Source organism: Streptomyces sp. NPDC002467 (assembly GCF_042889825.1).
In the GTDB taxonomy this organism is placed as follows: domain Bacteria; phylum Actinomycetota; class Actinomycetes; order Streptomycetales; family Streptomycetaceae; genus Streptomyces.
This window is the reverse complement of sequence record NZ_JBIARJ010000037.1, coordinates 1-19,770: the sequence shown is the minus strand read 5'-3', so window position 1 is coordinate 19,770 and position 19,770 is coordinate 1. Positions and strand designations below refer to the sequence as shown.

Below are 19,770 nucleotides of genomic sequence, written 5' to 3'. Positions count from 1 at the left end.
GCGGAGCGCTAGGCTCCGCCCCCATGAGTGCGACGCGAGAGGTGTCCTTCAGCGCCACCGGCAGTCTGACCAGGGACGAGTACGACGAGGCCGCCAGGGCGGCGGGGCTGCTCCGGCGGGGCCGCGCCGTGGCCGCCCTCGGTACGGTCTTCCTCGCCGCGGCGGGCGTGACGCCGTCCCCCACCGGGCTCACCGTGGACCCCGTCTCCCTCGGGATCGCGGTGGCGTACGGCCTCGTCGTGCTGCTGGTCCTGCCGCGGTGGGCGGTGGCCCGGGGCTTCCGCGCCGGCAGGGGCTCCGAGGAGAAGCGGGTCGTGGTGGACGCCGCGGGCATCGAGGTGTTCCGCGGCGCGGAGTCGCAGCGGATCGTGTGGGACGAGGTGCGCTGGTACCACGAGACGCCCCGGCTGCACGTGTTCGTGGGCCGCTCGCGCCGCCGGACGTGTCTCGTGGCGCTGCCCAAGCGGCTGTTCACCGCTCCGGGCGAGAGCGACCTCCTCGCCGCGTTCGCGCAAGCGCGCGCCGGCGACCGCTCGTAGGGCCCGTCCCCGCCGGTACCAGCCCGTCCCGTCCCCTCCCGCCCCGCCCCGGTCAGAGCTTTTCGATGTCCTTGTGCACCACGTCGGAGCCGGGGTGGTCGGCGAGCAGGCGCACCTTGAGCGGGTGCCCGGCCGGTGCCTTGATGATCAGGTCGGGGTTCTCGACCAGGGTGGTGCCGTTGCAGGAGGGCTCGCTGGTCAGGTTGGTCCAGCCGTTCGGGCTGTCCGGGTCGTTCCACGACACCCAGGCGCAGTCGAGCTCGCCGCCGGTGATCGTCACCGAGATGATCCTGACCGAGTTCACCGCGCCGTCGACGCGCTCGTAGTCCACCGTCCCGGTGTTGTGGTGGCGGACCTTGCCGGCCTCCAGGGGGACCGAGAGGACCGGGCCGGCCGGGGTGTCGGCGGTGGCCGGAGCCGCGCCCGCGGCGAGGGTCGCGGCCACGAGCACGGCGGCGGTGGTCAGGGCGGACATGCGCATGATTCCGTCTCCATGAAACTAGGTTGAGGGAGACTCATCCTGGTCCACCATGTGGACGCGCGCTGCGGTGGAATCCGTCAACTTCCGGCCGGGAAAGCATGGTTGAGCGCCCGGCCCGGGAGCTTCCGTACCCGCCCCCGGCCCGGCCGACGGCCCTGTCGGCAGCCGGGCGGCGGTCAGCGGGCTGCCGGCTTCAGCTGGCAGCGGCCGTCCACGCATTCGCGCTCCAGCCGCCCACGCGAGAGGGTCTGGGCCAGCCCGATCGCCCAGCACATCGGGCACCCGCGCAGGGCGAGCAGGCCCACGGGTGCCAGGAGCAGGGCCACCGGCCCCACGAGCGGGAGGAGGGCGAGGGCGCCGATCAGGGAGCCGAAGCCGATCGCGCCCCGCACCACGTGTCGTGTCAGGGTGGCGCTCGCGTATTCGTCGCCGTCAGTGATCCGTGTGGTCATGGCTGCCTCCGGGAGCCGTGTGCAGGGCCAGCTGCACCGCCGCGCGGGCGCGGTGCAGCCGGGACTTCATCGCCGGGGTGCCGATCCCCAGCGCATCGGCGGTCGCCCGGCCGCTCAGGCCTTGGACGTCCCGCATGATCAGCACTCTGCGCTGGTCCAGGGGCAGCGCGGCCACCGCCTCCGCCACCCGGGCCGCCTCCAGCCGCAGCACCACCTCGTCCTCGGCGGACATCGCCCGCTCCTCCGGTGCCGTCCCTGGCCCCCGCGGGATCGCGGAACGGGCCCGCCGCAGGCACTCGTTGCGGACGATGCGGAACATCCACGAGGCCAGCGCCCCCGACGCCCTCAGCATCCCGATCTTGCGGTACAGGATGATCAGCGCTTCCTGGGCCGCGTCCTCGGCGTCCTCGGGCGAGGCGCACAACGAGTGGGCGAAACGGCGTACGTGCGGGTGCGAGCCGGAGACCAGCGCCGTGATCGACTCGACGTCGCCGCGCTGCGCGGCGGCGACCAGTGTCGCGCCGGGCCAGGACGGGTCAGCCACGGGCCCGGCTCCGCTTGCGCAGGACGACGGTGCAGGTGCAGAGCAGCACGAGTGCGACGGCTCCGGCGATGACGTAGACCACTACGACCTCCAGGTCATGGACGTGTGTCCCGGCGTTGTCACCGGGACACACACAAGAGGCGGGGGGCCCGGAAAAGGATTCACCCCAGGACCGGGTCGATCACCGTCTCGCCCATCGAGGCCCGCCGGATGGAATCGGCCAACTCCTCCAGCGGCCCGTCCCGCAGCACCAGGCCCGCCGCGCCGGCGGCGAGCACCGCCTCGGCCAGGCCCGGATGGGCCGAGCCCGTCATGACCAGGACCCGGCACTCCGGGTCGTCCGCGAGGATCGCCGACGCGGTGGCGACCTCCTCCACCAGCGCCACCGCCGGACGCGCCGTCAGGTCCCGTACGACCTCGATGTCCGGCTGGAGGCCGAGCCGCAGGGCCAGGGCCGGATCGGGCGGATCCAGCAGGACCCGCAGGGACCGGACGGGGCGGTGGTTCACGGGCATTTCGCTCACGCCGGAAGAGTAACTGACGTGGAGTCAGCACATGGGGCCGGCGCTCTTCCCAACTGCTGGGGCGTGCGTTATACATTCCCTCACCGGTCCTAGAACGCGTTCTAAAACCGGTCCGCATGCGACCTCGGTGCGGCCGACGGTGCGGACGGCCGCACCGAGGTCTTCCAAGAAGAACCAAGAACAGGGAGCAGCATCCTCATGCCGATCGATGCCGCCAGGGCCCTAGCCGCCGACCCCCGCAAGGGGGACATCGCCTGGGACCACAAGGACATCCAGCTCTACCACCTCGGCCTCGGCGCGGGCGCCGCGCGCGGCGGGCAGAGCCTGGCGACCGACCCCGACGAGCTGCGCTACACCCTCGAATCCAAACTGCACGTGCTGCCCAGCTTCGCGACCGTCGCCGGCGCCGGAATGGCCATGCTGGGCGGCCTGTCCGCCCCCGGCATCGACGTCAACCTCGCCATGGTCCTGCACGGAGGCCACTCCATCCGGCTGCACCGGCCCATCCCCGTCAAGGGGCGGGCCACCTCCAGCTCCAACGTCGCCGCCGTCTACGACAAGGGCAAGGCCGCCGTCATCGTGCTGCGCTCCGAGGTCGAGGACGCCGACGGGCCGCTGTGGACGAGCGACGCGCAGATCTTCGTACGGGGCGAAGGCGGCTTCGGCGGCGAGCGCGGGCCCTCCGCCAAGGAGGAACTGCCCGAGCGTGCCCCCGACCGCGTCGAGGAGCGGCACATCCGGGACGACCAGGCGCTGCTCTACCGGCTCTCCGGCGACTGGAACCCCCTCCACGCCGACCCCGAGTTCGCCAAGCTGGGCGGCTTCGACACGCCCATCCTGCACGGCCTGTGCTCGTACGGGATGACCCTCAAGGCCGTCGTCGACACGGCGCTCGGCGGGGACGTCTCCCGCGTCCGCGCCTACCGCACGCGCTTCGCCGGGATCGTCTTCCCGGGCGAGACGCTGCGCATGCGGATGTGGCAGGAGCCCGGCCGGGTCCTGGTGTCGGTGACCGCCGTCGAACGGGACGACGCGCCGGTCCTCGCCGACACCGTCGTCGAACACGCGTAATCCAGACCCCGTGGAAGGAGCCGCACCGTGCGCGCAGCACTGCAGAGCGAGATAGGCCAGGACAAGCTCGAGGTCGTCGACGACATGGAGGCCGTGGGATTCGGCCCCGGCAAGGTCAGGATCCGCATCAAGGCCACCGGCCTGTGCCACTCGGACCTGTCCGCGATGAGCGGCGTACTGCCCCAGCCCGCCCCCTTCATCCCCGGCCACGAGGGCTCCGGTGTGATCGTGGACGTCGGCGACGGGGTCACGAGCCACAACATCGGCGACCGCGTCCTCGTCTGCTGGCTGCCGCCGTGCGGCCACTGCCCCGCCTGCAAGCGCAACCAGGGGCACCTGTGCCTGGAGGCCTTCGGGAACGTGGCCACCCCCAACTTCAAGCGGGCGGCCACCGAGATCTTCGGCTTCGCCGGCACCGGCACCTTCTCCGAGGAGATGGTCGTACCGGCCGCCTGCGCCATCCCGATCCCCGACGACGTGCCGTTCGACATCGCCGCCCTCATCGGCTGCGGGGTCACCACCGGCCTCGGCGCGGCCATCAACACCGCCAAGGTGGAGGCGGGCGCCTCGGTCGCCGTCATCGGCTGCGGCGGCGTCGGCATCTCCGTCATCCAGGGCGCCAAGGTCCAGGGCGCGGCGCAGATCGTCGCCGTCGACCCGGTGGAGTCCCGGCGCGAGGCGGCCCTGAGGTTCGGGGCCACGGAGGCCGTCGCGCCCGACGCCTTCGACGACGCCAAGAACCGCATCACCGGCGGCGAGGGCTTCGACTACGTCTTCGAGGTCGTCGGCAAGTCCGCCACCGCGCAGACCGCCTACAAGATGACCCGGCGCGGCGGCAGCGTCGTCATCGTCGGCGCGGGCGCGCTCGACGACAACTACCAGGTCGACATGTTCTCGCTCTTCTTCGACGAGAAGAAGATCCTCCCGTCGATGTACGGCGGCGGGGACGTGCTCCGCTCCTACGACCGCACGATCGCCCTGTGGCGGGCCGGCCGGGTGGACCTGGAGAGCCTGATCACCCACCGGGTGCAGCTCGCCGAGATCAACGACGCCCTGGACCAGATGCGCACCGGCGTCGCCCTGCGCACCTGCATCGAAATCTGACCCGTTCTGCCAACTCCGAGGGGAACCGTACGGATGTCACTGCCACTTGAGGGACTCTCCGCCATCGTCACGGGCGCGGGCCGCGGGCTCGGCCGGGCCGAGGCGGTCGAGCTCGCGCGGCTCGGCGCGAGCGTGGTCGTCAACGACTTCGGGCAGCCGGGGCGCGACGGCTCCGGGGAGGCCTCGGCCGCCCCGGCGGAGGAGGTGGCCGAGGAGATCCGTGCGGCGGGCGGCCGGGCGGTGGCGCACCTGGGCGACGTGGCCGACTTCGAGCAGGCCCGCGAGCTGGTCGACCTGGCGGTGAGCAGCTTCGGGAAGCTCGACATCCTGGTCAACAACGCGGGCATCCTGCGCGACAGGATGGTCTTCTCGATGTCGGAGGACGAGTGGGACTCGGTGATCCGGGTCCACCTCAAGGGCCACTTCAACACCACGCACTTCGCGTCCGTGCACTGGCGCGAGCGGTCGAAGGCGGCGGGCGGCCCGGTCTACGGCCGGATCGTCAACACCTCCTCCGAGGCCTTCCTCGGCGGCTCGGCCGGCCAGCCGAACTACGCGGCGGCCAAGGGCGGCATCGTGGGCCTGACCACGTCCACCGCCCTGGCCCTCGCGAAGTACGGGGTGACCGCCAACGCCATCTGCCCGCGCGCCCGGACCCGGATGACGGAGGACGTCTTCGCCGGCTTCCAGGTCCCGGAGGAGGGCAAGCTCGACGCCCTCGCGCCCGAGCACGTCTCCCCGCTCGTCGGCTACCTGGCCTCGCCGGCCTCGGCGAAGGCCAACGGCCAGCTGTTCGTCGTGCACGGCGGGATCGTGGTCGTGATGGAACGCCCCAAGGTCGCGGCCAAGTTCGACACCTCGAAGGAGGCCTTCTCTTTCGAGGAACTGGACGAGCTGCTCACCCCGCACTACGACTCCCGCCCCGCGAACGAAACCTTCGCGGCGGCCGAGGTCCTCGGCCTCAAGCACGGCTGATCAGCTCCGTCGCGCTCCGGGCGGCGGGATCCTCCCGCCGCCCGGGCGTCCTCCCGGGGTCCGCGGCCGAGGTCAGGCCGGGAAGCCGAGCGCGGCCCGCAGATCGGCCGGCTCGCGGTAGTGCACGCCGGTCATCCCGAGGGCCACGGCGGCCTCGACGTTCTCCCGGCGGTCATCGACGAACAGGCACCGCTCGGGTGCGACGCCCGCCCTCCCGGCCGCGATCTCGTAGATCCCCCGGTCCGGCTTGGCCACGCCCACCCGGGCGCTGCTGACGACGTGATCCGCGAGGTCCGACAGTCCCATCGAGACCAGGTCGTCCTCCAACTGCTGGGTCGCGTTCGTCACCAGGACCAGTACGAGCCCCGCCGCCCGTGCCGCGCGCAGTACACCGACCACCGCCTCGTCGGCCGCGAACGGTGCCTCGGCGAAGGCCGTGGCCAGCGCCCGTGCCGTCGCGCCGGACATGCCGCCGCCGGCCGCCAGCGCGGTGGCGACGGACTCCACCCACTGCGCCACGGTGACGCGTCCGAGCAGCGCCGGGCCGTCCAGCTCGGGGCTGAAGGCCACTTCCTCGGTGGTGCCCACGGGCAGGGCGGCGGCTCGTTCCAGTTCCGCCAGGCCGCTCGTGTCGTAGAACCGGATCACGTTGTCGAGGTCGCAGAGCACCGCGTCGAAGGGCCTTGGCGCGGCGGATTCCCGAGTGGTCGTCATCCGGCCTGCCTATCACGGCCGCCGCTCCGAACCGCTACAGCGGGGCCTGTTGCAGTGGCACCGGACGGGGGGCCGTGGCGGGGGCCGGGGGCGGGTCCACGTGGACCGGTGGGGGAGGGGGCGGCGGGAGGGACACGCCGAGGATCCCGCAGGGGGCCTGCGGCGTCGTGTACGGGAGGTGCAGGCGGCCCTCCGGCGTCCACAGGCCCGTCCCGCCGAGCCAGCCGGCCGGACCGCCGAGCCGGAAGACGTGCCGGTCGGCGGGACGCCACAGGGCGATCCCGGCCTCGCCCACCCGCAGCGCGACCCCGCAGCTCTCCGGCATCAGCGCCTGGCCCGGCTGCGCCGCGAACGGGGTCGCCTCCTCGTCCAGCCGCAGGCACTCCGGGAAGCGCACCGGACGGGTGCTGCCCAGCACCCCCCACCCCAGGCGCGGTTCGCCCGGAGCGTCGGAGCGGATCAGCAGCAGCCCGCTGTCCGGGTCGGCCAACAGCAGCCGGTCCTCGCTGTCCTCGGCGATCTGGAGCAGCGGGGAGACCTCGCCGCCCCGCCCCACGTCCACCGCGACGGCCTTGACCGTGCCCTCCAGCTCCCGGTCCAGGGCCAGCATCCGGCCCGCCCGGTCCAGCCAGACCCCGCCGGAGCAGCGGCCGGGAACGCGCGCCACCCGGGCGAAGGGGCCGCCCGCCACCTGCCACACCGTCGTCTCGGTGTCCGACACGGCCAGGGCGAACGCGGCGAGCCCGTCCGGGCACGGCGCGAGCAGCCGGACCTCCAGCCCTTCCTCCGCCTCCACCGTTCCCAGTTGGAGCTCCCCGGTCCGGGGTCCGGCCTCGGCCCCCGTCGGGTACAGCAGCGCGAAGGCGTGCCGCTCCGCGACCCGGCGGTGGATCAGCACCCGCCCGTCCGTCAGCGCGAGCACCTCGCTGTCGCCCTCCTCGGGCTGCGCGAGCGGCAGCGGCACCGCGTACGCCTCGGACCCGGACAGGGTCCAGCGCTCGGCGTAGTACGCCTCGCCCTCTCCGGCGAGCCGGGCGGCGTACGTACCGTCCACGGTGATCGTGAACGGAGCCGTGGTCGTCACATCGATGGCACAGACAGTCATCTGGGCCCTCACCTCCGACGAGGAAGCTAGTTTTCGCGGTTCCCGCCGGACGGCACCGCCAACTCCGCTTCACACATACGGGTGTCCGGTCGCCGATTCGCCTGTGGTGGAGGTGGCGGTTGTGCTGTGCGACGTGCCGGCGGCGGCGAGGACGGGGCGGCCGGGCCGGGCAGGTGGTTCTCCTGACAGGGACGGTCGCCCCGGACGGTAGCCTTGGCCCGTGCCCCGTCTCTCTGAAGTCATCGCCGCGCTGGACGCTCTCTGGCCCCCCTCGCGGGCCGAGCAGTGGGATGCCGTCGGCACCGTCTGCGGCGACCCCGATGCCGAGGTCTCCCGAGTGCTGTTCGCCGTGGACCCCGTACAGGAGATCGTCGACGAGGCGGTGAAGCTCGGTGCCGACCTGGTCGTCACCCACCACCCCCTCTACCTGCGCGGCACCACCACCGTCGAAGCCGGCACCTTCAAGGGCCGCGTCGTGCACACGCTGATCAAGAACGACATCGCGCTGCACGTCGCCCACACCAACGCCGACACCGCCGACCCCGGAGTCTCCGACGCCCTCGCCGGCGCCCTGGACCTGCGGATCACCGGCCCGCTCGTGCCCGACCCGACCGACCCCAACGGCCGCCGGGGCCTGGGCCGGCTCTGCGAACTGGACCACCCCGAGACCCTGCGAGAGTTCGCCGCCCGCGCCGCCGCCTGGCTGCCGCACACCGCGCAGGGCATCCGCGTCGCGGGCGACCCCGACGCGATCATCCGTACGGTCGCCGTCAGCGGCGGCTCCGGCGACAGCCTCTTCGCGCAGGTCCGCGCCGCGGGCGTGGACGCGTACCTCACCGCCGACCTGCGCCACCACCCGGTGTCCGAGGCCCGCGAGCAGAGCCCCCTCGCCCTGATCGACGCCGCCCACTGGGCCACCGAATGGCCCTGGTGCGAGCAGGCCGCCTCGCAACTCGACGCGATCTCCGAGCGCAACGGCTGGGGCCTGCGGACCCACGTCTCGCGCACGGTCACCGACCCCTGGACGGCGCACGCGCCGTCCGTCACCTCCCCTTCTACCTCTGGAGCCCCCAACTGAACGCCGAGCCCGCCGACCAGATCCGACTTCTCGACGTCCAGGCCCTGGACGTCCGGCTGTCTCAGCTCGCCCACAAGCGCAAGTCGCTGCCGGAGCACACCGAGGTCGACTCGCTGACCAAGGACCTCACCCAGCAGCGCGACCTGCTCGTCGCCGCGCAGACGCAGGCGAGCGACGCGGCCCGCGAGCAGACCAAGGCGGAGCAGGACGTGGACCAGGTGCGCCAGCGCGCCGCCCGCGACCAGGCGCGACTGGACTCCGGCGTCGGCGTCTCGGCCCGTGACCTGGCCAACCTGCAGAGCGAGGTCGTGTCCCTCGCCAAGCGCCAGGCCGACCTGGAGGACGTGGTCCTGGAGGTCATGGAGCGCCTGGAGGGCGCGCAGGAGCGGGTCACCGAGCTGACGGAGCGGGTCTCCGCGCTGGAGGCCAAGCTGGCCGACGCCACCGCCCGCCGTGACGCCGCGACCGGCGAGCTCGACGCCGAGGCCGCCAAGGTCACCAAGGACCGCGAGGTCATCGTCGGCTCGATGCCGACCGACCTGATGGCCCTGTACGAGAAGATCCGCGTCAAGCAGGGCGGGGTCGGCGCCGCGCGCCTGTACCAGCGCCGCTGCGAGGGCTGCCGACTGGAGCTCGACATGGCCGAGATCAACGAGATCAAGGCGGCCACCCGCGAGCAGGTCGTGCGTCACGAGAACTGCGGCCGCATCCTGGTCCGTACGGCGGACTCGGGCATCTGATGCAGAGCCCTGTCCGGTTCGTCGTGGAGGCGGACGGCGGCTCCCGGGGCAACCCGGGGCCCGCCGGCTACGGCGCGGTCGTCCTCGACCCGGTGACGGGGGAGACGCTGGCCGAGCGCGCCGAGTTCATCGGCGTCGCGACGAACAACGTGGCGGAGTACAAGGGCCTGATCGCAGGGCTCAAGGCCGCCCGTGAGCTGTCCGCGGACGCGCAGGTGCAGGTCCGGATGGACTCCAAGCTCGTCGTCGAGCAGATGTCGGGCCGCTGGAAGATCAAGCACCCCGACATGAGGCCGCTGGCGGCGGAGGCGGCGAAGATCCTGCCCGCCTCCCAGGTGTCGTACGAGTGGATCCCGCGCGAGCGGAACAAGCACGCGGACCGGCTCGCCAACGAGGCGATGGACGCGGGCAAGCGCGGCCGGCAGTGGGAGCCGTCGGCCTCCACCGCCGTCTTCGCGACTCCGTCGGGGCCGCCGGGAGACGCTGCCGCGGGCGCGGCGGCGGCCCGCGCGGCCCTCGCCTCGGGCCGCACCCGGACCACCGACCCGGAAGCCGAGGCCGCACGCGGCATCGCGGGTGGACCGGCGGGCACGCCGGGCGCCTCCGGCGGCGGCACGCGCGGCCGTGCGGCGGCGCCCGCCTCCTCCGGCGCCGCGCGCGCCTCGGCCGACCGGGTCCAGGAAGCGGCCGACGTGCTGTTCACGGACGGCGGGGCGCTTCCCGAGGCCCAGGCCATGCTGGAGCCCTGCCTCGACTCCGAGGCCTCCGAGACCACGGCCGTGGCCGCCGCCCCGGCGACTCCCGGCTGGGGCCCGGACATGGGCGCGCCCGCGACCTTCGTACTCCTGAGGCACGGCGAGACCGCGCTCACCCCGCAGAAGCGGTTCTCGGGGAGCGGGGGCAGCGACCCCGAACTGTCCGAGGCCGGCCGCCGGCAGGCCGGCGCGGTGGCCGAGGCACTCGCCGCCCGCGGCACGATCCAGACGGTCATCAGCTCCCCGCTGCGCCGCTGCCGCGAGACCGCGCAGGCGGTCGCCACCCGCCTCGGCCTCACCGTGACCGTCGAAGACGGCCTGCGCGAGGTGGACTTCGGCGCCTGGGAGGGCCTGACCTTCGCCGAGGTCCAGGAGCGCTTCCCGGACGACCTCCAGGCCTGGCTGGACTCCCCGAAGGCGGCCCCCACGGGCGGCGGCGAAAGCTTCATGGCGGCCACCCGGCGGATCTCCGCCACCCGCGACCGCCTGCTCGCCGCCCACGCCGGCCGCACGGTGCTGCTGGTCACGCACGTGACCCCGGTCAAGATCCTGGTCCGCCTCGCCCTGGGCGCCCCGCCGGAGGCCCTGTTCCGCATGGAACTCTCCGCGGCCTCCCTCTCGGCGGTGGCCTACTACGCCGACGGGAACGCCTCGGTCCGCCTCCTGAACGACACCGCGCACCTGCGGTAGCCGCTCAGGGCGCGGGCCTGAGCCGGCCGAGGGCCTCGACCGCCAGGTCCAGGGCCTCGGCCGCGTTCCGCGCCTGGGCGCCGGCGAAGCGGACCTTCCCGCCCGCCTTCTGCGCGTGCCGCCGGCGCTGCGCCGGGTCCGCGTCGGCCCAGTCGTCACGGCGTTCGATGTGCTGGGCCAGTTGGTCCAGCGCGGTCTTCAGATGGCGGGCGAGTTCGCCCAGGCTCTCGGTCACGGCGGTGATGTCGGCGGGAGTCGCGTAGGCCTTGAGGGGGTCGCCTGTCGCTCCGGCGAGGTCGCGTATGAGCGCGGCGGCGTCGGCCGCGGTGGCACGGTGATCGGTCATGGATCCGAGGGTGCCCCACGGCGCACTCCGCCGATAGACGCCCTCACCCGCCGCCCGGCGCAGGGGGGCGGGGACGCGGCAGATCTCGGCGGGCCTGGGTCACGGGGCGAGGACGCCCGCGGGCAGGGTGACGATGAGGCGAGCCGCCCGCCGACGTGGGGCAGCGGCCCGCGCAGCGGCGGAAAACGGCCGGACCGGCGGGCCGGGGGCGGTGTGGTCGCTCCAGCCCCGAACGGAGTGGGAACGGCAGACGAGCCGGCCTGTACGCCGGGTTCTGTCACCCGGTGACCTCGCGGTCGCCGGGGAGACGGCCATCCATCTAGGACCGGTGTTGCCACCGGCCTCGTGCGGTCTACCCGCGAACTCGGGCGAGCAGCCCTCGATCGTCCGCGCAGACCCGTCCGGGGACGGATCCTCTTGACCTTGCTCCGGGTGGGGTTTACCTAGCCGCCTGAGTCACCTCAGGCGCTGGTGGTCTCTTACACCACCGTTTCACCCTTACCGAGGGCCGAAGCCCCCGGCGGTCTGTTTTCTGTGGCACTGTCCCGCGGGTCACCCCGGGTGGGCGTTACCCACCACCCTGCTCTGTGGAGCCCGGACGTTCCTCGGCGGGATCCTGGGATCCCGACGCGGCCGCCCGGCCGACTCGTCTGCCGTGCGAGCCATGTTACCTGGGGCGGACGTCGCGCTTGACCTTGACGCAGCGGCAGGGTTTCTACTGGACGCCATGCGGATCGGAGAGATCGCCGCGCTCGTCGGGGTCACCACCCGGGCGATCCGGCACTACCACCATGTCGGGCTGCTCCCGGAGCCGGAGCGGAGGCTCAACGGCTACCGGGCCTACGGGGTCCGCGACGCCGTCCTGCTGGCCCGTGTGCGCCGGCTCACCGAGCTCGGGCTGAGCCTCGACGAGGTGCGGGACGTCCTCGCCGACGACGCCGGCCGCGAACTGGCCGACGTACTGCAGGAACTGGACGCCGACCTGGCCCGCCAGCAGGCCGAGATCGCAGAGCGCCGCCGACGGCTCGCCGTGCTGCTGGCCGCCGGGCCCGGGGAGGCCGAGCCGCTGTCGCCCGCGCTCGCCGCGCTGCTGGCGAAGGCACCGCGGACCGCTTCGCGTTCCGCGGCCATGGACCGCGAGCACCTGGAACTCCTCGATGCCTCGGGCGCGGGCGGCGAGGAGCTCTACGCCGCGCTCGGACCGCTGGCCGCCGATCCGGCCGTACTCGCCCTGTACGAGCGGCTGGACGAGCTGGCCGACGCACCCGCCGACGACCCGCGGATCCCGGGGCTGGCCGCGGAGTTCGTGGCCGCCGTGCCCGCGGAGGTGTTCGCGGCCGTCCCCTCGGACGGGGTGGTCGTGGCCGGCTTCCGGGACGCGTTGCTCGCCGAGTACGCCCCCGCGCAGGCGGAGGTCGTACGCCGGGTCATGGAGGCCTTCATGGAGAGGGGGAGGGGATGAGCGCGATACGCGCGGCGCGGATCGTCGTCGCCTGCGTCGTGCCCGCGGAGCTGGGGCTGATGGTGTGCCTGGCCGCCGGCGTCCGGTTCCCCGGGTGGGCCTTGGCCGCGGCCGAGGTGCTGGTGCTCGGGGTGCTGCTACTGGAAGTCCGGGTGCTGCGCGGACCGTACGCGGCCGAGCGGCGCCGGGGCGCGGAGCGCGGGGAGGCCCGGAGGGCGGCCGTGCGGGCCGTGGTGCCCGTGCAGGTGCGGCGGCTGGTGCGGCACGAGCTGCGGGCCGCGGCCTCGCTCGGGTGGTGGGCGGTGCGCCGCAGGCACGGGGTGCGGGAGGGGGACCTCGCCGCCGCGTACACGGGGCCGCAGACCGCCATGATGTACGGGATGGTCTTCGTGGCGGTCGTGGAGACCGTCGCGCTGTCCTTCCTCATCCCCTGGCCGACCGTGCACCGGGTGGTGCTCGTCCTCGACGTCTACGGGGTCCTGCTCGTGCTCGCCCTGCACGCCGCCTGCGTCACCCGGCCGCACGTGGTCCGCTCCGACGGGTTCCTGCGGATCCGCTACGGGGCGCTGTTCGACCTCGTCGTGCCGCCGGACGCGGTGGGTTCCGTACGGGTGGACCGCCGCTACCCCGAGGGCCGGCTCGTGACGGTCTCCGAGGACGGGGTGCTCGACCTGATCGTGGGCGGTCAGACCACGGTGACCCTGGAGCTGACCCGCCCCCTCCCCTTCACCCGCCCGCTCGGGGCCCGGGGAGAGGCGCGCGTCGTCCGCTTCCACGCCGACGAGCCGCGGGCCCTGGTCGCGGCCCTCCGGGAGGGCCGGCCCGTCAGACCGTAGCGAAGAGGATCTTCGCCGTCCCCGGGTCCGCCTGCGTCAGGCGGACCCGGACGCGTTCGCCCAGTGGCAGCGCCGACTGTGGCGATTCGACCCGGCCGACCACCGCGGGCTCCTCCAGGTGGACCGTTCCCACCAGCGGCTCCCGCTCCTTGACGTCGATCACCGTGGCGTCGAAGGTCTCCCCGACGCGGTCCTTCAGCACGGCGGCCTCGACGAGGTCCACGGACTCCCGCTCGACGGTGTTCGCCAGCCGGGCCCCCTCGGCCATCCGCTCGGGGAGACCGGCGAGGCCCTCCACGGCCCACCGCGGGGGCTCGGCCCCGGCCACCGCCGCCAGGCACAGCTCGCCGGCGTACCGGTCGGCGAGCCTGCGCAGCGGCGCGGTGCAGTGCGCGTACGGGGCCGCCACCGCGGAGTGGATCGCCGGGTCGGGGGTCTCGCCGCCGCTGAAGACCGTGTAGCCCGCGCCGCGCAGCAGGGCGGTGCACTCCTGGAGGAACGCCGCGTGGGCGGGGCGGTGCGGGTCGAGGGAGCGGACGAGCTCCGCGTACGGGACGTGGTGCGGCCAGTCGATCCGCAGGGCCTTCGCCGCCCGCCGCAGCCTGCCGACGGCGCCGTCGGGCGCGTTCGGCAGGGTGCGCAGGATTCCGGTGCCGGAGGCCAGCATCAGGTCGGCGGCGGCCATGCCGGTCATGAGGGAGACCTGCGCGTTCCAGCCGTCCGCGGGCAGCGGGGCGCGGTAGGCCAGGGCGTACGAGCCGTCCCGCGCGACGACCTCCTGCTCGGGCACGTTCAGGGAGATGCCGCCGCGCTCCCGCTCCAGGGCCTCGCGGAGCCGGCCGACGTCCTTGAGGAGGGCGACGGGTTCCTCCGCGGTGCCGGAGTCGATGGCCTTCTGGACGCCGTCGTAGTCGAGCTTGGCCCGGCTGCGGACCAGCGCGCGGCGCACGTCGGTGGTCTCGACCCGGCCGTCGGCGTCGAGGTCGAGCCGCCACAGCAGGGCCGGGCGGGTCCGGTCGGGCAGCAGGCTGGCCGCGCCCTCCGAGAGGACGGCCGGGTGCAGGGGGACCTTCCCGTCGGGGAAGTAGAGCGTGGTGACCCTGCGGTGCGCCTCGGCGTCGAGGGCGCCACCCGGGGTGACGAACGCGGCGACGTCGGCGATGGCGTAGTGCACGCGGTAGCCGCCGGAGGACCGCTTCGCCAGGTGCACGGCCTGGTCGAGGTCGACCGAGTCCGGGGGGTCGATGGTGAAGAACGGGATGTCGGTGCTGTCCTGCTCGGGGAGGCGGGGGTGCGCGGCCGCCCGCTCCGCCTCGGCGAGGACCGGCGCCGGGAACTCCCCGGGCACCTCCAGCTTCGTCCGCAGTTCACGCAGCGCGGCCCGCAGGGCAGCCCCGTCTGCGCCGGTCATGTGCATCTGACGGCGTGGCATGGATCGAGCCTAGGGGCGGGCCGCCCGTCCGGCACGGCGAGCGGTGGGGCGGCGGGGGCGGGGCCGTCTACCCTGGCTCGGGGGCCGCATCCCCTGCTCCGCGTCGTACCGAAGGAGAACCACCGTGCTCGTGCTGTTGCCGCCGTCCGAAGGAAAGGCCGCCGGCGGCTCCGGCGCACCCCTGAAGCCGCAGGAGCTGTCGCTGCCCGGACTGGCCGCGGCCCGTGCGGAGGTGCTGGAGGAGCTGGTCGGGCTGTGCGGGGCCGACGAGCAGAAGGCGCGCGAGGTGCTGGGCCTGAGCGAGGGCCTGCGGGGCGAGGTGGCGAAGAACCTGGAACTGCGCACCGCGGCCGCCCGCCCGGCGGGGGAGATCTACACGGGCGTGCTGTACGACGCGCTGGGCCTGGCCGATCTCCCGGAGCCGGCGCGGAAGCTCGCCGAGGACTCGCTGCTGGTCTTCTCGGGCCTGTGGGGCGCGGTCCGGACCACCGACCGGATCCCCTCGTACCGCTGCTCGATGGGCGTGAAGCTGCCGGGGCTGGGGGCGCTGGGCGCGTACTGGAGGGGGCCGATGGCGGAGGTCATGCCGGAGGCGGCCGGGGACGGGCTGGTACTGGACCTGCGGTCGGCGGCGTACGCGACGGCCTGGAAGCCGAAGGGCGAGCCGGCCGGGCGGACGGCGACCGTGCGGGTGCTGCACTCGCAGATGGTGGACGGCGTGGAGAAGCGGTCGGTGGTGAGCCACTTCAACAAGGCCACGAAGGGCCGACTGGTCCGCGACCTGCTGCTCGCCGGAGCCGTGCCGGCAGGCCCGGGCGAGCTGGTCGAGGCCCTGCGGGACCTGGGCTACGTGGTCGAGGCGGAAGCCCCCGCGAAGGCGGGCAAGGCGTGGTCCCTGGACGTGGTGGTCACCCAGATCCACCACTGACGCGCCGCGGGGTCGGGGTGCGGCTCGAAGATGCGGGGCTCCGCCCCGCACCCCGCTCCTCAAACGCCGGAGGGGCTGGATCTGCCCGCGCCCGCCGATGGCCCTAGCGGCCCAAGGGCCAGGCGACGGCCGACGGGGTCTGGGGCGCGGTGCCCGCGTACAGGGCGCACGCGTCGGTCAGGGTTTCCAGCAGGGTGAGCGGGTCCGGGAGGGCGTGTTCCATGCCGCGGATCCAGGTCACCGCGTGGTCACCGGGCAGGGCCGCCGGGGGGACCAGGACGTAGCTGCCGCGGCAGTGCCAGCGCAGGCCCGGGTGCTCGTCCATCGTCTCGGGGTGGCAGTCCAGTTCGCAGGGCCACCACTCGTCCTCGTCCTCGGGGGTGCCGCGGGTGGCGGTGAAGAAGAGCATGCGGGCCTGGTCGCCGGTGCCGCCCGACTCGGCCACGGGGCCGACCTCGATGCCGGCCTCCAGCAGGCGGGCGAGGGCGTCGGCGCCGGCCTCCAGCGGGACGTCGAGCACGTCGTGGACCATGCCGGTCGCGGTGACGAAGTTGGCCTGGGGCTGGTTGCGGGCCCAGCGTTCGACCTGGGCACGGTCGGTGGTCGACTGGGTCTGCCACGCGAAGGAGAGCGGGTGCCGGGCCGGCGTGGGACAGCCGATGCGGTCGCACGAACATCGGTAGCCGGCCGGATGGGCGGCGGGGGCCAGCGGCAGACCGGCGGCGGCGACCGAGAGGAGCAGCGCCTCGCGCTCGCGCCCGGGGTCTTCCGCCGCGGGTTTCCGGCGCCGCAGCAGCCACTGGGAAATCCTGCTCTGCGCGCCGCGCGTGACGCGGCCGGACTCAGACCCCATCTATCCCCTCACCAAACCTTGCCCCTGCGGACCCTGGCAGACCCTCACATGGTCCCACCATCCTGAGCCCCGGGTGACCGGTCTTGACGAGCGGGGGGCCGGTATGGGGTGGCTGAAAACCGATGTATAGGCGGATGAATGGGACGTATCGCCGCCTGATGTTCGCGATTCAACCGGCGGTGACGTTGGCCACCCCGCCCAGCACCCGGTCCACCAGCGCGTCCGTGAAGGCGTGCGTCAGCGGCCCCGTCCGCTGCAGCCAGCGGTAGGTGAGCGGGCCCACGAGCATCTCCACCGTCAACCGCAGATCAGTGTCCGGGGCGAGCTGCCCGGCCTCGCGGGCCGTCCGCAACCGGGCCTCGTAGAGGGCGAGCTGCGGCTCCAGCAGCCGTTCGGTGAACTGCGCGCCGAGCTCCGGATCGGCGGCTCCGGCCGCCGTCAGGGCGCGTGCGGGGGCCGCGTACTTCTCGTCGTTGAACTGGTCCACCGTCGCCCGCAGGACTGACTTCAGGTCGGCGGCGAGGTCCCCGGTGTCCGGGAAACCGCTCCACTCGGCCTCGCCCTCCGCCTCCCCGGCCAGCGCCAGCGAGGCGTCGAGGAGGACCGCCGCCTTCGACGGCCACCAGCGGTAGATGGTCTGCTTGCCGACTCCCGCGCGGGCGGCGATGGCCTCGATGGTCAGCTTGTTGTAGCCGACCTCCCCGACGAGGGCGAGCGAGGCGTCGAGGATCGCGCGCCGGGAGCGGTCGCTGCGGCGGGAGGCGTCAGGGGTCCTGGTCATGGCTCGAAACTACCAACCGAGACGTCTCGTCTCCTGCTTGCCCGGTAAACCACCCAATCAGTTCACTGCGGTGTGCGGCCTGAGGAGAGACGATTCTCTCCACACTCGTCGCATGCCGACGTCGTAAGTCGTGAGGAGCCTTCTTTGCGCAGAGACGCCACACCCCGGCGCTACCTGATGTGCCCACCGGCACACTTCAAGGTCACCTACTCCATCAACCCGTGGATGGATCCCACGAAACCGGTGGACCTGCCCCTCGCCCTGGCCCAGTGGGAGGACCTGAGGGACCGCTACCGCGCCCTCGGGCACACCGTCGAGACCCTCGTCCCGGACCCCGGGCTGCCGGACATGGTCTTCGCGGCCAACGGCGCCCTCGTCGTCGACGGCCGGGTGCTCGGCGCCCGGTTCGCCTACCCGGAACGGGCCGCCGAGGCCGAGATCCACCTCGCGTGGTTCCGCGACCACGGCTACCGGGACGTCCACGAGCCGTCCCACGTCAACGAGGGCGAGGGCGACTTCGCCGTCACCGCCACCTACATCCTGGCCGGCCGGGGCTTCCGCTCCAGCCCGCTCTCCCACGACGAGGCGCAGGAGTTCTTCGGGCGCCCGGTCATCGGCCTCGACCTGGTGGACCCGCGCTTCTACCACCTGGACACGGCGCTCTGCGTCCTCGACGGCGACGAGATCATGTACTACCCGGCGGCCTTCTCACCGGGCAGCCAGGGCGTACTGCGCAGGCTCTTCCCGGACGCGCTGATCGCCGAGACGGCGGACGCGGCGGCGCTCGGCCTGAACGCCGTCTCGGACGGCCGGCACGTACTGCTCCCCCAGGAGGCGACGGGACTCCTGGCGCCGCTGAGGGACCGGGGCTTCGAGCCGGTCCCGATGGATCTGGGGGAGCTGCTCAAGGGCGGCGGCAGCGTGAAGTGCTGCACGCAGGAGCTGCGGCCCTAGGCGTCGCGGGCACCGTCGTCGTCGGAGGGCGGGGGCCAGGCGTGGCCCCACTCGATGTCCCGAGCGGCCTTGTACAGGTCGCCGTGGCGCTTGGTCACGTTGACCTTGGTCAGGCCCTCGTCCTCCCGGCCGCACAGCTCCAGCAGTACGAGCCCCTTCCGGATCTGCGGCTTCCGCGTGATCCGGGAGGTGGCCGGCCGGGTGGGGAAGCGGGTCGCGGCGACGTAGCTGAACTTCTCGTCCTCGTACGGGAGCGAGCCGCCCTTGACCTGGCGGTGCAGGGAGGACCGGCTGACCCGTGCCGAGAAGTGGCACCAGTCCCGGCCGACCTCGATCGGGCAGGTGCCGTCGTGCGGGCAGGGGGCGGCGACGTGGAATCCGGCCGCGATCAGCTGGTCGCGGGCCTCGCGGATGCGGAGGTAGCCCTCCGGCGTGCCCGGCTCGACCAGGACCACGGCCTGGCCGGCGCGGGCCGCCTCGGCGACGACCGCCGTGCGGGCCTGCGGGGTGAGTTCGCCCAGTACGTACGAGACCGTGACGAGCTCGGCGTCGGGGACGGTCATCCCGGCGCCGATGACGGCCCGCCGCCAGTCCGCTGCGCGGAGCACGGGGGAGGGGGCGGCCTGCGCGAGCTCCCTGCCGAGCTTGAGGGCGGGGTCCGCCCAGTCCAGGACCGTGGTGTCGCGGGGGCCGTCCCAGGTGGCGTCCACCGCCCAGGTCGCCGAGCCCGTGCCGCCGCCGACGTCCACGTGCGAGGCCGGGGCCCAGTCCGGGGCGGCCTCCGCGAGCGCGTCGAGGGCGGAGCGGACGGCCTCGAAGGTGGCCGGCATCCGGTACGCCGCGTACGCCGCGACGTCGGAACGGTCTCGCAGCACGGGCGAGTCGGTCGGGGTCTGCCCCCGGTAGCTGGCGATGAGCCGCTCGACGGCGGCGGAGGCCTGCTTGGGCGGGAGGCCGTCGAGGAGACCGCCGAGTGCGGTGCGGAGGGTCTCGGCGGTGGTGGGGGCGGGGGCTTGATTCACCTCCGAATCCTACGCCGAACGGCCTCCCGGCCAGGGCCGTCTCCTCGGTCGGGGGCCGCCGGTGGGCCCCGCCGGACGGCCGGGTGCGGCGCCGCTGCGGGGGCTCTGCCCCCGGGCCCCCGCGCCTCAAACGCCGGCGGGGCTGGAATTGCCCTACGGGCGAGCGGGCCGCATCCAGCCTCGCCGGCGTTTGAGGCGCGGGCGTTTCAGCCCGTCCGGCGTTTGAGGACCGGGATCCGGGGCGGAGCCCCGGGGAACGGTGGAAGGGCGGGTAGGGGACCGGCTCCGTGCAGCGGCACCCTGGCCCGGGCCGGGGAGTGGGCCGTCGGGGTCGGGCGCGCGCCGGGGCACCTCCTCGGGCGTCGAACGGGGAGCGGCAGCGGA

The 19,770-nt window shown here is 73.8% G+C and carries 22 protein-coding genes and 1 other RNA gene; 11 read left to right on the top strand and 12 right to left on the bottom strand.

Going from position 1 to position 19,770, the window contains the following annotated elements; translation table 11 throughout:
* The first annotated feature begins 23 nt into the window (after nt 1-23).
* Complete coding sequence (locus tag ACFYYJ_RS40575) at nt 24-539, top strand: YcxB family protein (RefSeq protein ID WP_389139860.1); 516 nt, start codon at nt 24-26, stop codon at nt 537-539.
* A 52-nt stretch (nt 540-591) separates the two neighbouring features.
* Here ACFYYJ_RS40575 and ACFYYJ_RS40570 read toward each other — a convergent pair whose 3' ends face one another.
* The 4 genes from ACFYYJ_RS40570 to ACFYYJ_RS40555 form a co-directional block, all read right to left on the bottom strand.
* Nucleotides 592-1,020 carry a hypothetical protein gene (locus tag ACFYYJ_RS40570; protein WP_385129889.1) on the bottom strand — a complete coding sequence of 143 codons (429 nt, stop codon included), beginning with the start codon at nt 1,018-1,020 and terminating at the stop codon, nt 592-594.
* 176 nt (nt 1,021-1,196) lie between these two features.
* Complete coding sequence (locus ACFYYJ_RS40565) at nt 1,197-1,472, bottom strand: hypothetical protein (protein WP_385129887.1); 276 nt, start codon at nt 1,470-1,472, stop codon at nt 1,197-1,199.
* On the bottom strand, nt 1,453-2,016 hold the full coding sequence (locus ACFYYJ_RS40560) for an RNA polymerase sigma factor (RefSeq protein WP_389139855.1): 564 nt from the start codon (nt 2,014-2,016) through the stop codon (nt 1,453-1,455). The genes ACFYYJ_RS40565 and ACFYYJ_RS40560 overlap by 20 nt, the downstream gene beginning before the upstream one ends.
* 161 nt (nt 2,017-2,177) lie before the next feature.
* Nucleotides 2,178-2,531 (bottom strand): DNA-binding response regulator, encoded by a 354-nt coding sequence (locus ACFYYJ_RS40555; RefSeq protein ID WP_384733474.1) that lies wholly within the window; start codon nt 2,529-2,531, stop codon nt 2,178-2,180.
* 207 nt (nt 2,532-2,738) lie between these two features.
* Here ACFYYJ_RS40555 and ACFYYJ_RS40550 point away from each other — a divergent pair, with 207 nt between their 5' ends.
* The 3 genes from ACFYYJ_RS40550 to ACFYYJ_RS40540 are packed head-to-tail and all read left to right on the top strand — an operon-like array spanning nt 2,739 to nt 5,690.
* Nucleotides 2,739-3,611: a MaoC/PaaZ C-terminal domain-containing protein gene (locus ACFYYJ_RS40550; RefSeq protein WP_385129883.1), complete on the top strand. Its 873-nt coding sequence runs from the start codon at nt 2,739-2,741 to the stop codon at nt 3,609-3,611.
* A 27-nt stretch (nt 3,612-3,638) separates the two neighbouring features.
* Complete coding sequence (locus ACFYYJ_RS40545) at nt 3,639-4,715, top strand: Zn-dependent alcohol dehydrogenase (protein WP_385129881.1); 1,077 nt, start codon at nt 3,639-3,641, stop codon at nt 4,713-4,715.
* A 33-nt stretch (nt 4,716-4,748) separates the two neighbouring features.
* Nucleotides 4,749-5,690 (top strand): 3-oxoacyl-ACP reductase, encoded by a 942-nt coding sequence (locus tag ACFYYJ_RS40540; protein ID WP_385129879.1) that lies wholly within the window; start codon nt 4,749-4,751, stop codon nt 5,688-5,690.
* Between the two features lie 72 nt (nt 5,691-5,762).
* Here ACFYYJ_RS40540 and ACFYYJ_RS40535 read toward each other — a convergent pair whose 3' ends face one another.
* Both ACFYYJ_RS40535 and ACFYYJ_RS40530 read right to left on the bottom strand, forming a co-directional pair.
* Entirely contained in the window at nt 5,763-6,404 is a 642-nt protein-coding gene (locus tag ACFYYJ_RS40535; RefSeq protein ID WP_389139850.1) for an HAD family hydrolase, read from the bottom strand.
* A 34-nt stretch (nt 6,405-6,438) separates the two neighbouring features.
* On the bottom strand, nt 6,439-7,509 hold the full coding sequence (locus ACFYYJ_RS40530; protein WP_389139847.1) for a hypothetical protein: 1,071 nt from the start codon (nt 7,507-7,509) through the stop codon (nt 6,439-6,441).
* A gap of 220 nt (nt 7,510-7,729) precedes the next feature.
* On the opposite strand from ACFYYJ_RS40530, the gene ACFYYJ_RS40525 reads away from it, so the two are divergent.
* The 3 genes from ACFYYJ_RS40525 to ACFYYJ_RS40515 are packed head-to-tail and all read left to right on the top strand — an operon-like array spanning nt 7,730 to nt 10,772.
* On the top strand, nt 7,730-8,587 hold the full coding sequence (locus ACFYYJ_RS40525; RefSeq protein ID WP_385129874.1) for a Nif3-like dinuclear metal center hexameric protein: 858 nt from the start codon (nt 7,730-7,732) through the stop codon (nt 8,585-8,587).
* Nucleotides 8,584-9,327: a zinc ribbon domain-containing protein gene (locus tag ACFYYJ_RS40520; RefSeq protein ID WP_384748084.1), complete on the top strand. Its 744-nt coding sequence runs from the start codon at nt 8,584-8,586 to the stop codon at nt 9,325-9,327. The genes ACFYYJ_RS40525 and ACFYYJ_RS40520 overlap by 4 nt, the downstream gene beginning before the upstream one ends.
* Nucleotides 9,327-10,772: a bifunctional RNase H/acid phosphatase gene (locus ACFYYJ_RS40515; protein ID WP_389139843.1), complete on the top strand. Its 1,446-nt coding sequence runs from the start codon at nt 9,327-9,329 to the stop codon at nt 10,770-10,772. Before ACFYYJ_RS40520 ends, ACFYYJ_RS40515 begins: the two co-directional genes overlap by 1 nt.
* A gap of 4 nt (nt 10,773-10,776) precedes the next feature.
* Here ACFYYJ_RS40515 and ACFYYJ_RS40510 read toward each other — a convergent pair whose 3' ends face one another.
* Together ACFYYJ_RS40510 and rnpB are read right to left on the bottom strand one after the other, a co-directional pair.
* A complete protein-coding gene (locus ACFYYJ_RS40510) occupies nt 10,777-11,118 on the bottom strand; it encodes a hypothetical protein (RefSeq protein ID WP_385129870.1) in 342 nt (113 codons plus the stop codon).
* 247 nt (nt 11,119-11,365) lie between these two features.
* An RNA gene (gene rnpB / locus ACFYYJ_RS40505) (RNase P RNA component class A) lies at nt 11,366-11,767 on the bottom strand.
* Between the two features lie 78 nt (nt 11,768-11,845).
* On the opposite strand from rnpB, the gene ACFYYJ_RS40500 reads away from it, so the two are divergent.
* Nucleotides 11,846-12,580 (top strand): MerR family transcriptional regulator, encoded by a 735-nt coding sequence (locus ACFYYJ_RS40500; RefSeq protein WP_389139839.1) that lies wholly within the window; start codon nt 11,846-11,848, stop codon nt 12,578-12,580.
* Entirely contained in the window at nt 12,577-13,416 is an 840-nt protein-coding gene (locus tag ACFYYJ_RS40495; protein WP_389139836.1) for a hypothetical protein, read from the top strand. Before ACFYYJ_RS40500 ends, ACFYYJ_RS40495 begins: the two co-directional genes overlap by 4 nt.
* On the opposite strand, the gene ACFYYJ_RS40490 is transcribed toward ACFYYJ_RS40495, so the two are convergent.
* Complete coding sequence (locus ACFYYJ_RS40490) at nt 13,406-14,848, bottom strand: RNB domain-containing ribonuclease (RefSeq protein ID WP_389139832.1); 1,443 nt, start codon at nt 14,846-14,848, stop codon at nt 13,406-13,408. The genes ACFYYJ_RS40495 and ACFYYJ_RS40490 overlap by 11 nt on opposite strands.
* Nucleotides 14,849-14,972: 124 nt before the next feature.
* Here ACFYYJ_RS40490 and yaaA point away from each other — a divergent pair, with 124 nt between their 5' ends.
* Nucleotides 14,973-15,776 carry a peroxide stress protein YaaA gene (yaaA, locus tag ACFYYJ_RS40485; protein WP_389139829.1) on the top strand — a complete coding sequence of 268 codons (804 nt, stop codon included), beginning with the start codon at nt 14,973-14,975 and terminating at the stop codon, nt 15,774-15,776.
* 103 nt (nt 15,777-15,879) lie between these two features.
* Here the strand turns inward: yaaA and ACFYYJ_RS40480 are convergent, their stop codons facing one another.
* Both ACFYYJ_RS40480 and ACFYYJ_RS40475 read right to left on the bottom strand, forming a co-directional pair.
* Nucleotides 15,880-16,629: a bifunctional DNA primase/polymerase gene (locus tag ACFYYJ_RS40480; RefSeq protein WP_385129863.1), complete on the bottom strand. Its 750-nt coding sequence runs from the start codon at nt 16,627-16,629 to the stop codon at nt 15,880-15,882.
* A gap of 169 nt (nt 16,630-16,798) precedes the next feature.
* Nucleotides 16,799-17,410: a TetR/AcrR family transcriptional regulator gene (locus ACFYYJ_RS40475; RefSeq protein WP_385129861.1), complete on the bottom strand. Its 612-nt coding sequence runs from the start codon at nt 17,408-17,410 to the stop codon at nt 16,799-16,801.
* A gap of 72 nt (nt 17,411-17,482) precedes the next feature.
* On the opposite strand from ACFYYJ_RS40475, the gene ddaH reads away from it, so the two are divergent.
* A complete protein-coding gene (ddaH, locus tag ACFYYJ_RS40470; RefSeq protein ID WP_385364692.1) occupies nt 17,483-18,364 on the top strand; it encodes a dimethylargininase in 882 nt (293 codons plus the stop codon).
* Here the strand turns inward: ddaH and ACFYYJ_RS40465 are convergent.
* Entirely contained in the window at nt 18,361-19,386 is a 1,026-nt protein-coding gene (locus ACFYYJ_RS40465) for a small ribosomal subunit Rsm22 family protein (protein WP_389139824.1), read from the bottom strand. The genes ddaH and ACFYYJ_RS40465 overlap by 4 nt on opposite strands.
* Between the last annotated feature and the right edge of the window lie 384 nt (nt 19,387-19,770).

Excerpts from the sequence above, each read along its gene's own strand:
- ACFYYJ_RS40530 (WP_389139847.1), bottom strand. The coding sequence starts at position 7,509 with ATGACTGTCTGTGCCATCGATGTGACGACCACGGCTCCGTTCACGATC.
- ACFYYJ_RS40535 (WP_389139850.1), bottom strand. The coding sequence starts at position 6,404 with ATGACGACCACTCGGGAATCCGCCGCGCCAAGGCCCTTCGACGCGGTG.
- ACFYYJ_RS40555 (WP_384733474.1), bottom strand. The coding sequence starts at position 2,531 with ATGCCCGTGAACCACCGCCCCGTCCGGTCCCTGCGGGTCCTGCTGGAT.
- ACFYYJ_RS40550 (WP_385129883.1), top strand. The coding sequence starts at position 2,739 with ATGCCGATCGATGCCGCCAGGGCCCTAGCCGCCGACCCCCGCAAGGGG.
- ACFYYJ_RS40570 (WP_385129889.1), bottom strand. The coding sequence starts at position 1,020 with ATGCGCATGTCCGCCCTGACCACCGCCGCCGTGCTCGTGGCCGCGACC.
- ACFYYJ_RS40540 (WP_385129879.1), top strand. The coding sequence starts at position 4,749 with ATGTCACTGCCACTTGAGGGACTCTCCGCCATCGTCACGGGCGCGGGC.
- ACFYYJ_RS40565 (WP_385129887.1), bottom strand. The coding sequence starts at position 1,472 with ATGACCACACGGATCACTGACGGCGACGAATACGCGAGCGCCACCCTG.
- ACFYYJ_RS40475 (WP_385129861.1), bottom strand. The coding sequence starts at position 17,410 with ATGACCAGGACCCCTGACGCCTCCCGCCGCAGCGACCGCTCCCGGCGC.
- ACFYYJ_RS40480 (WP_385129863.1), bottom strand. The coding sequence starts at position 16,629 with ATGGGGTCTGAGTCCGGCCGCGTCACGCGCGGCGCGCAGAGCAGGATT.
- ACFYYJ_RS40575 (WP_389139860.1), top strand. The coding sequence starts at position 24 with ATGAGTGCGACGCGAGAGGTGTCCTTCAGCGCCACCGGCAGTCTGACC.
- ACFYYJ_RS40510 (WP_385129870.1), bottom strand. The coding sequence starts at position 11,118 with ATGACCGATCACCGTGCCACCGCGGCCGACGCCGCCGCGCTCATACGC.
- ACFYYJ_RS40495 (WP_389139836.1), top strand. The coding sequence starts at position 12,577 with ATGAGCGCGATACGCGCGGCGCGGATCGTCGTCGCCTGCGTCGTGCCC.
- ACFYYJ_RS40490 (WP_389139832.1), bottom strand. The coding sequence starts at position 14,848 with ATGCCACGCCGTCAGATGCACATGACCGGCGCAGACGGGGCTGCCCTG.
- ACFYYJ_RS40515 (WP_389139843.1), top strand. The coding sequence starts at position 9,327 with ATGCAGAGCCCTGTCCGGTTCGTCGTGGAGGCGGACGGCGGCTCCCGG.
- ACFYYJ_RS40500 (WP_389139839.1), top strand. The coding sequence starts at position 11,846 with ATGCGGATCGGAGAGATCGCCGCGCTCGTCGGGGTCACCACCCGGGCG.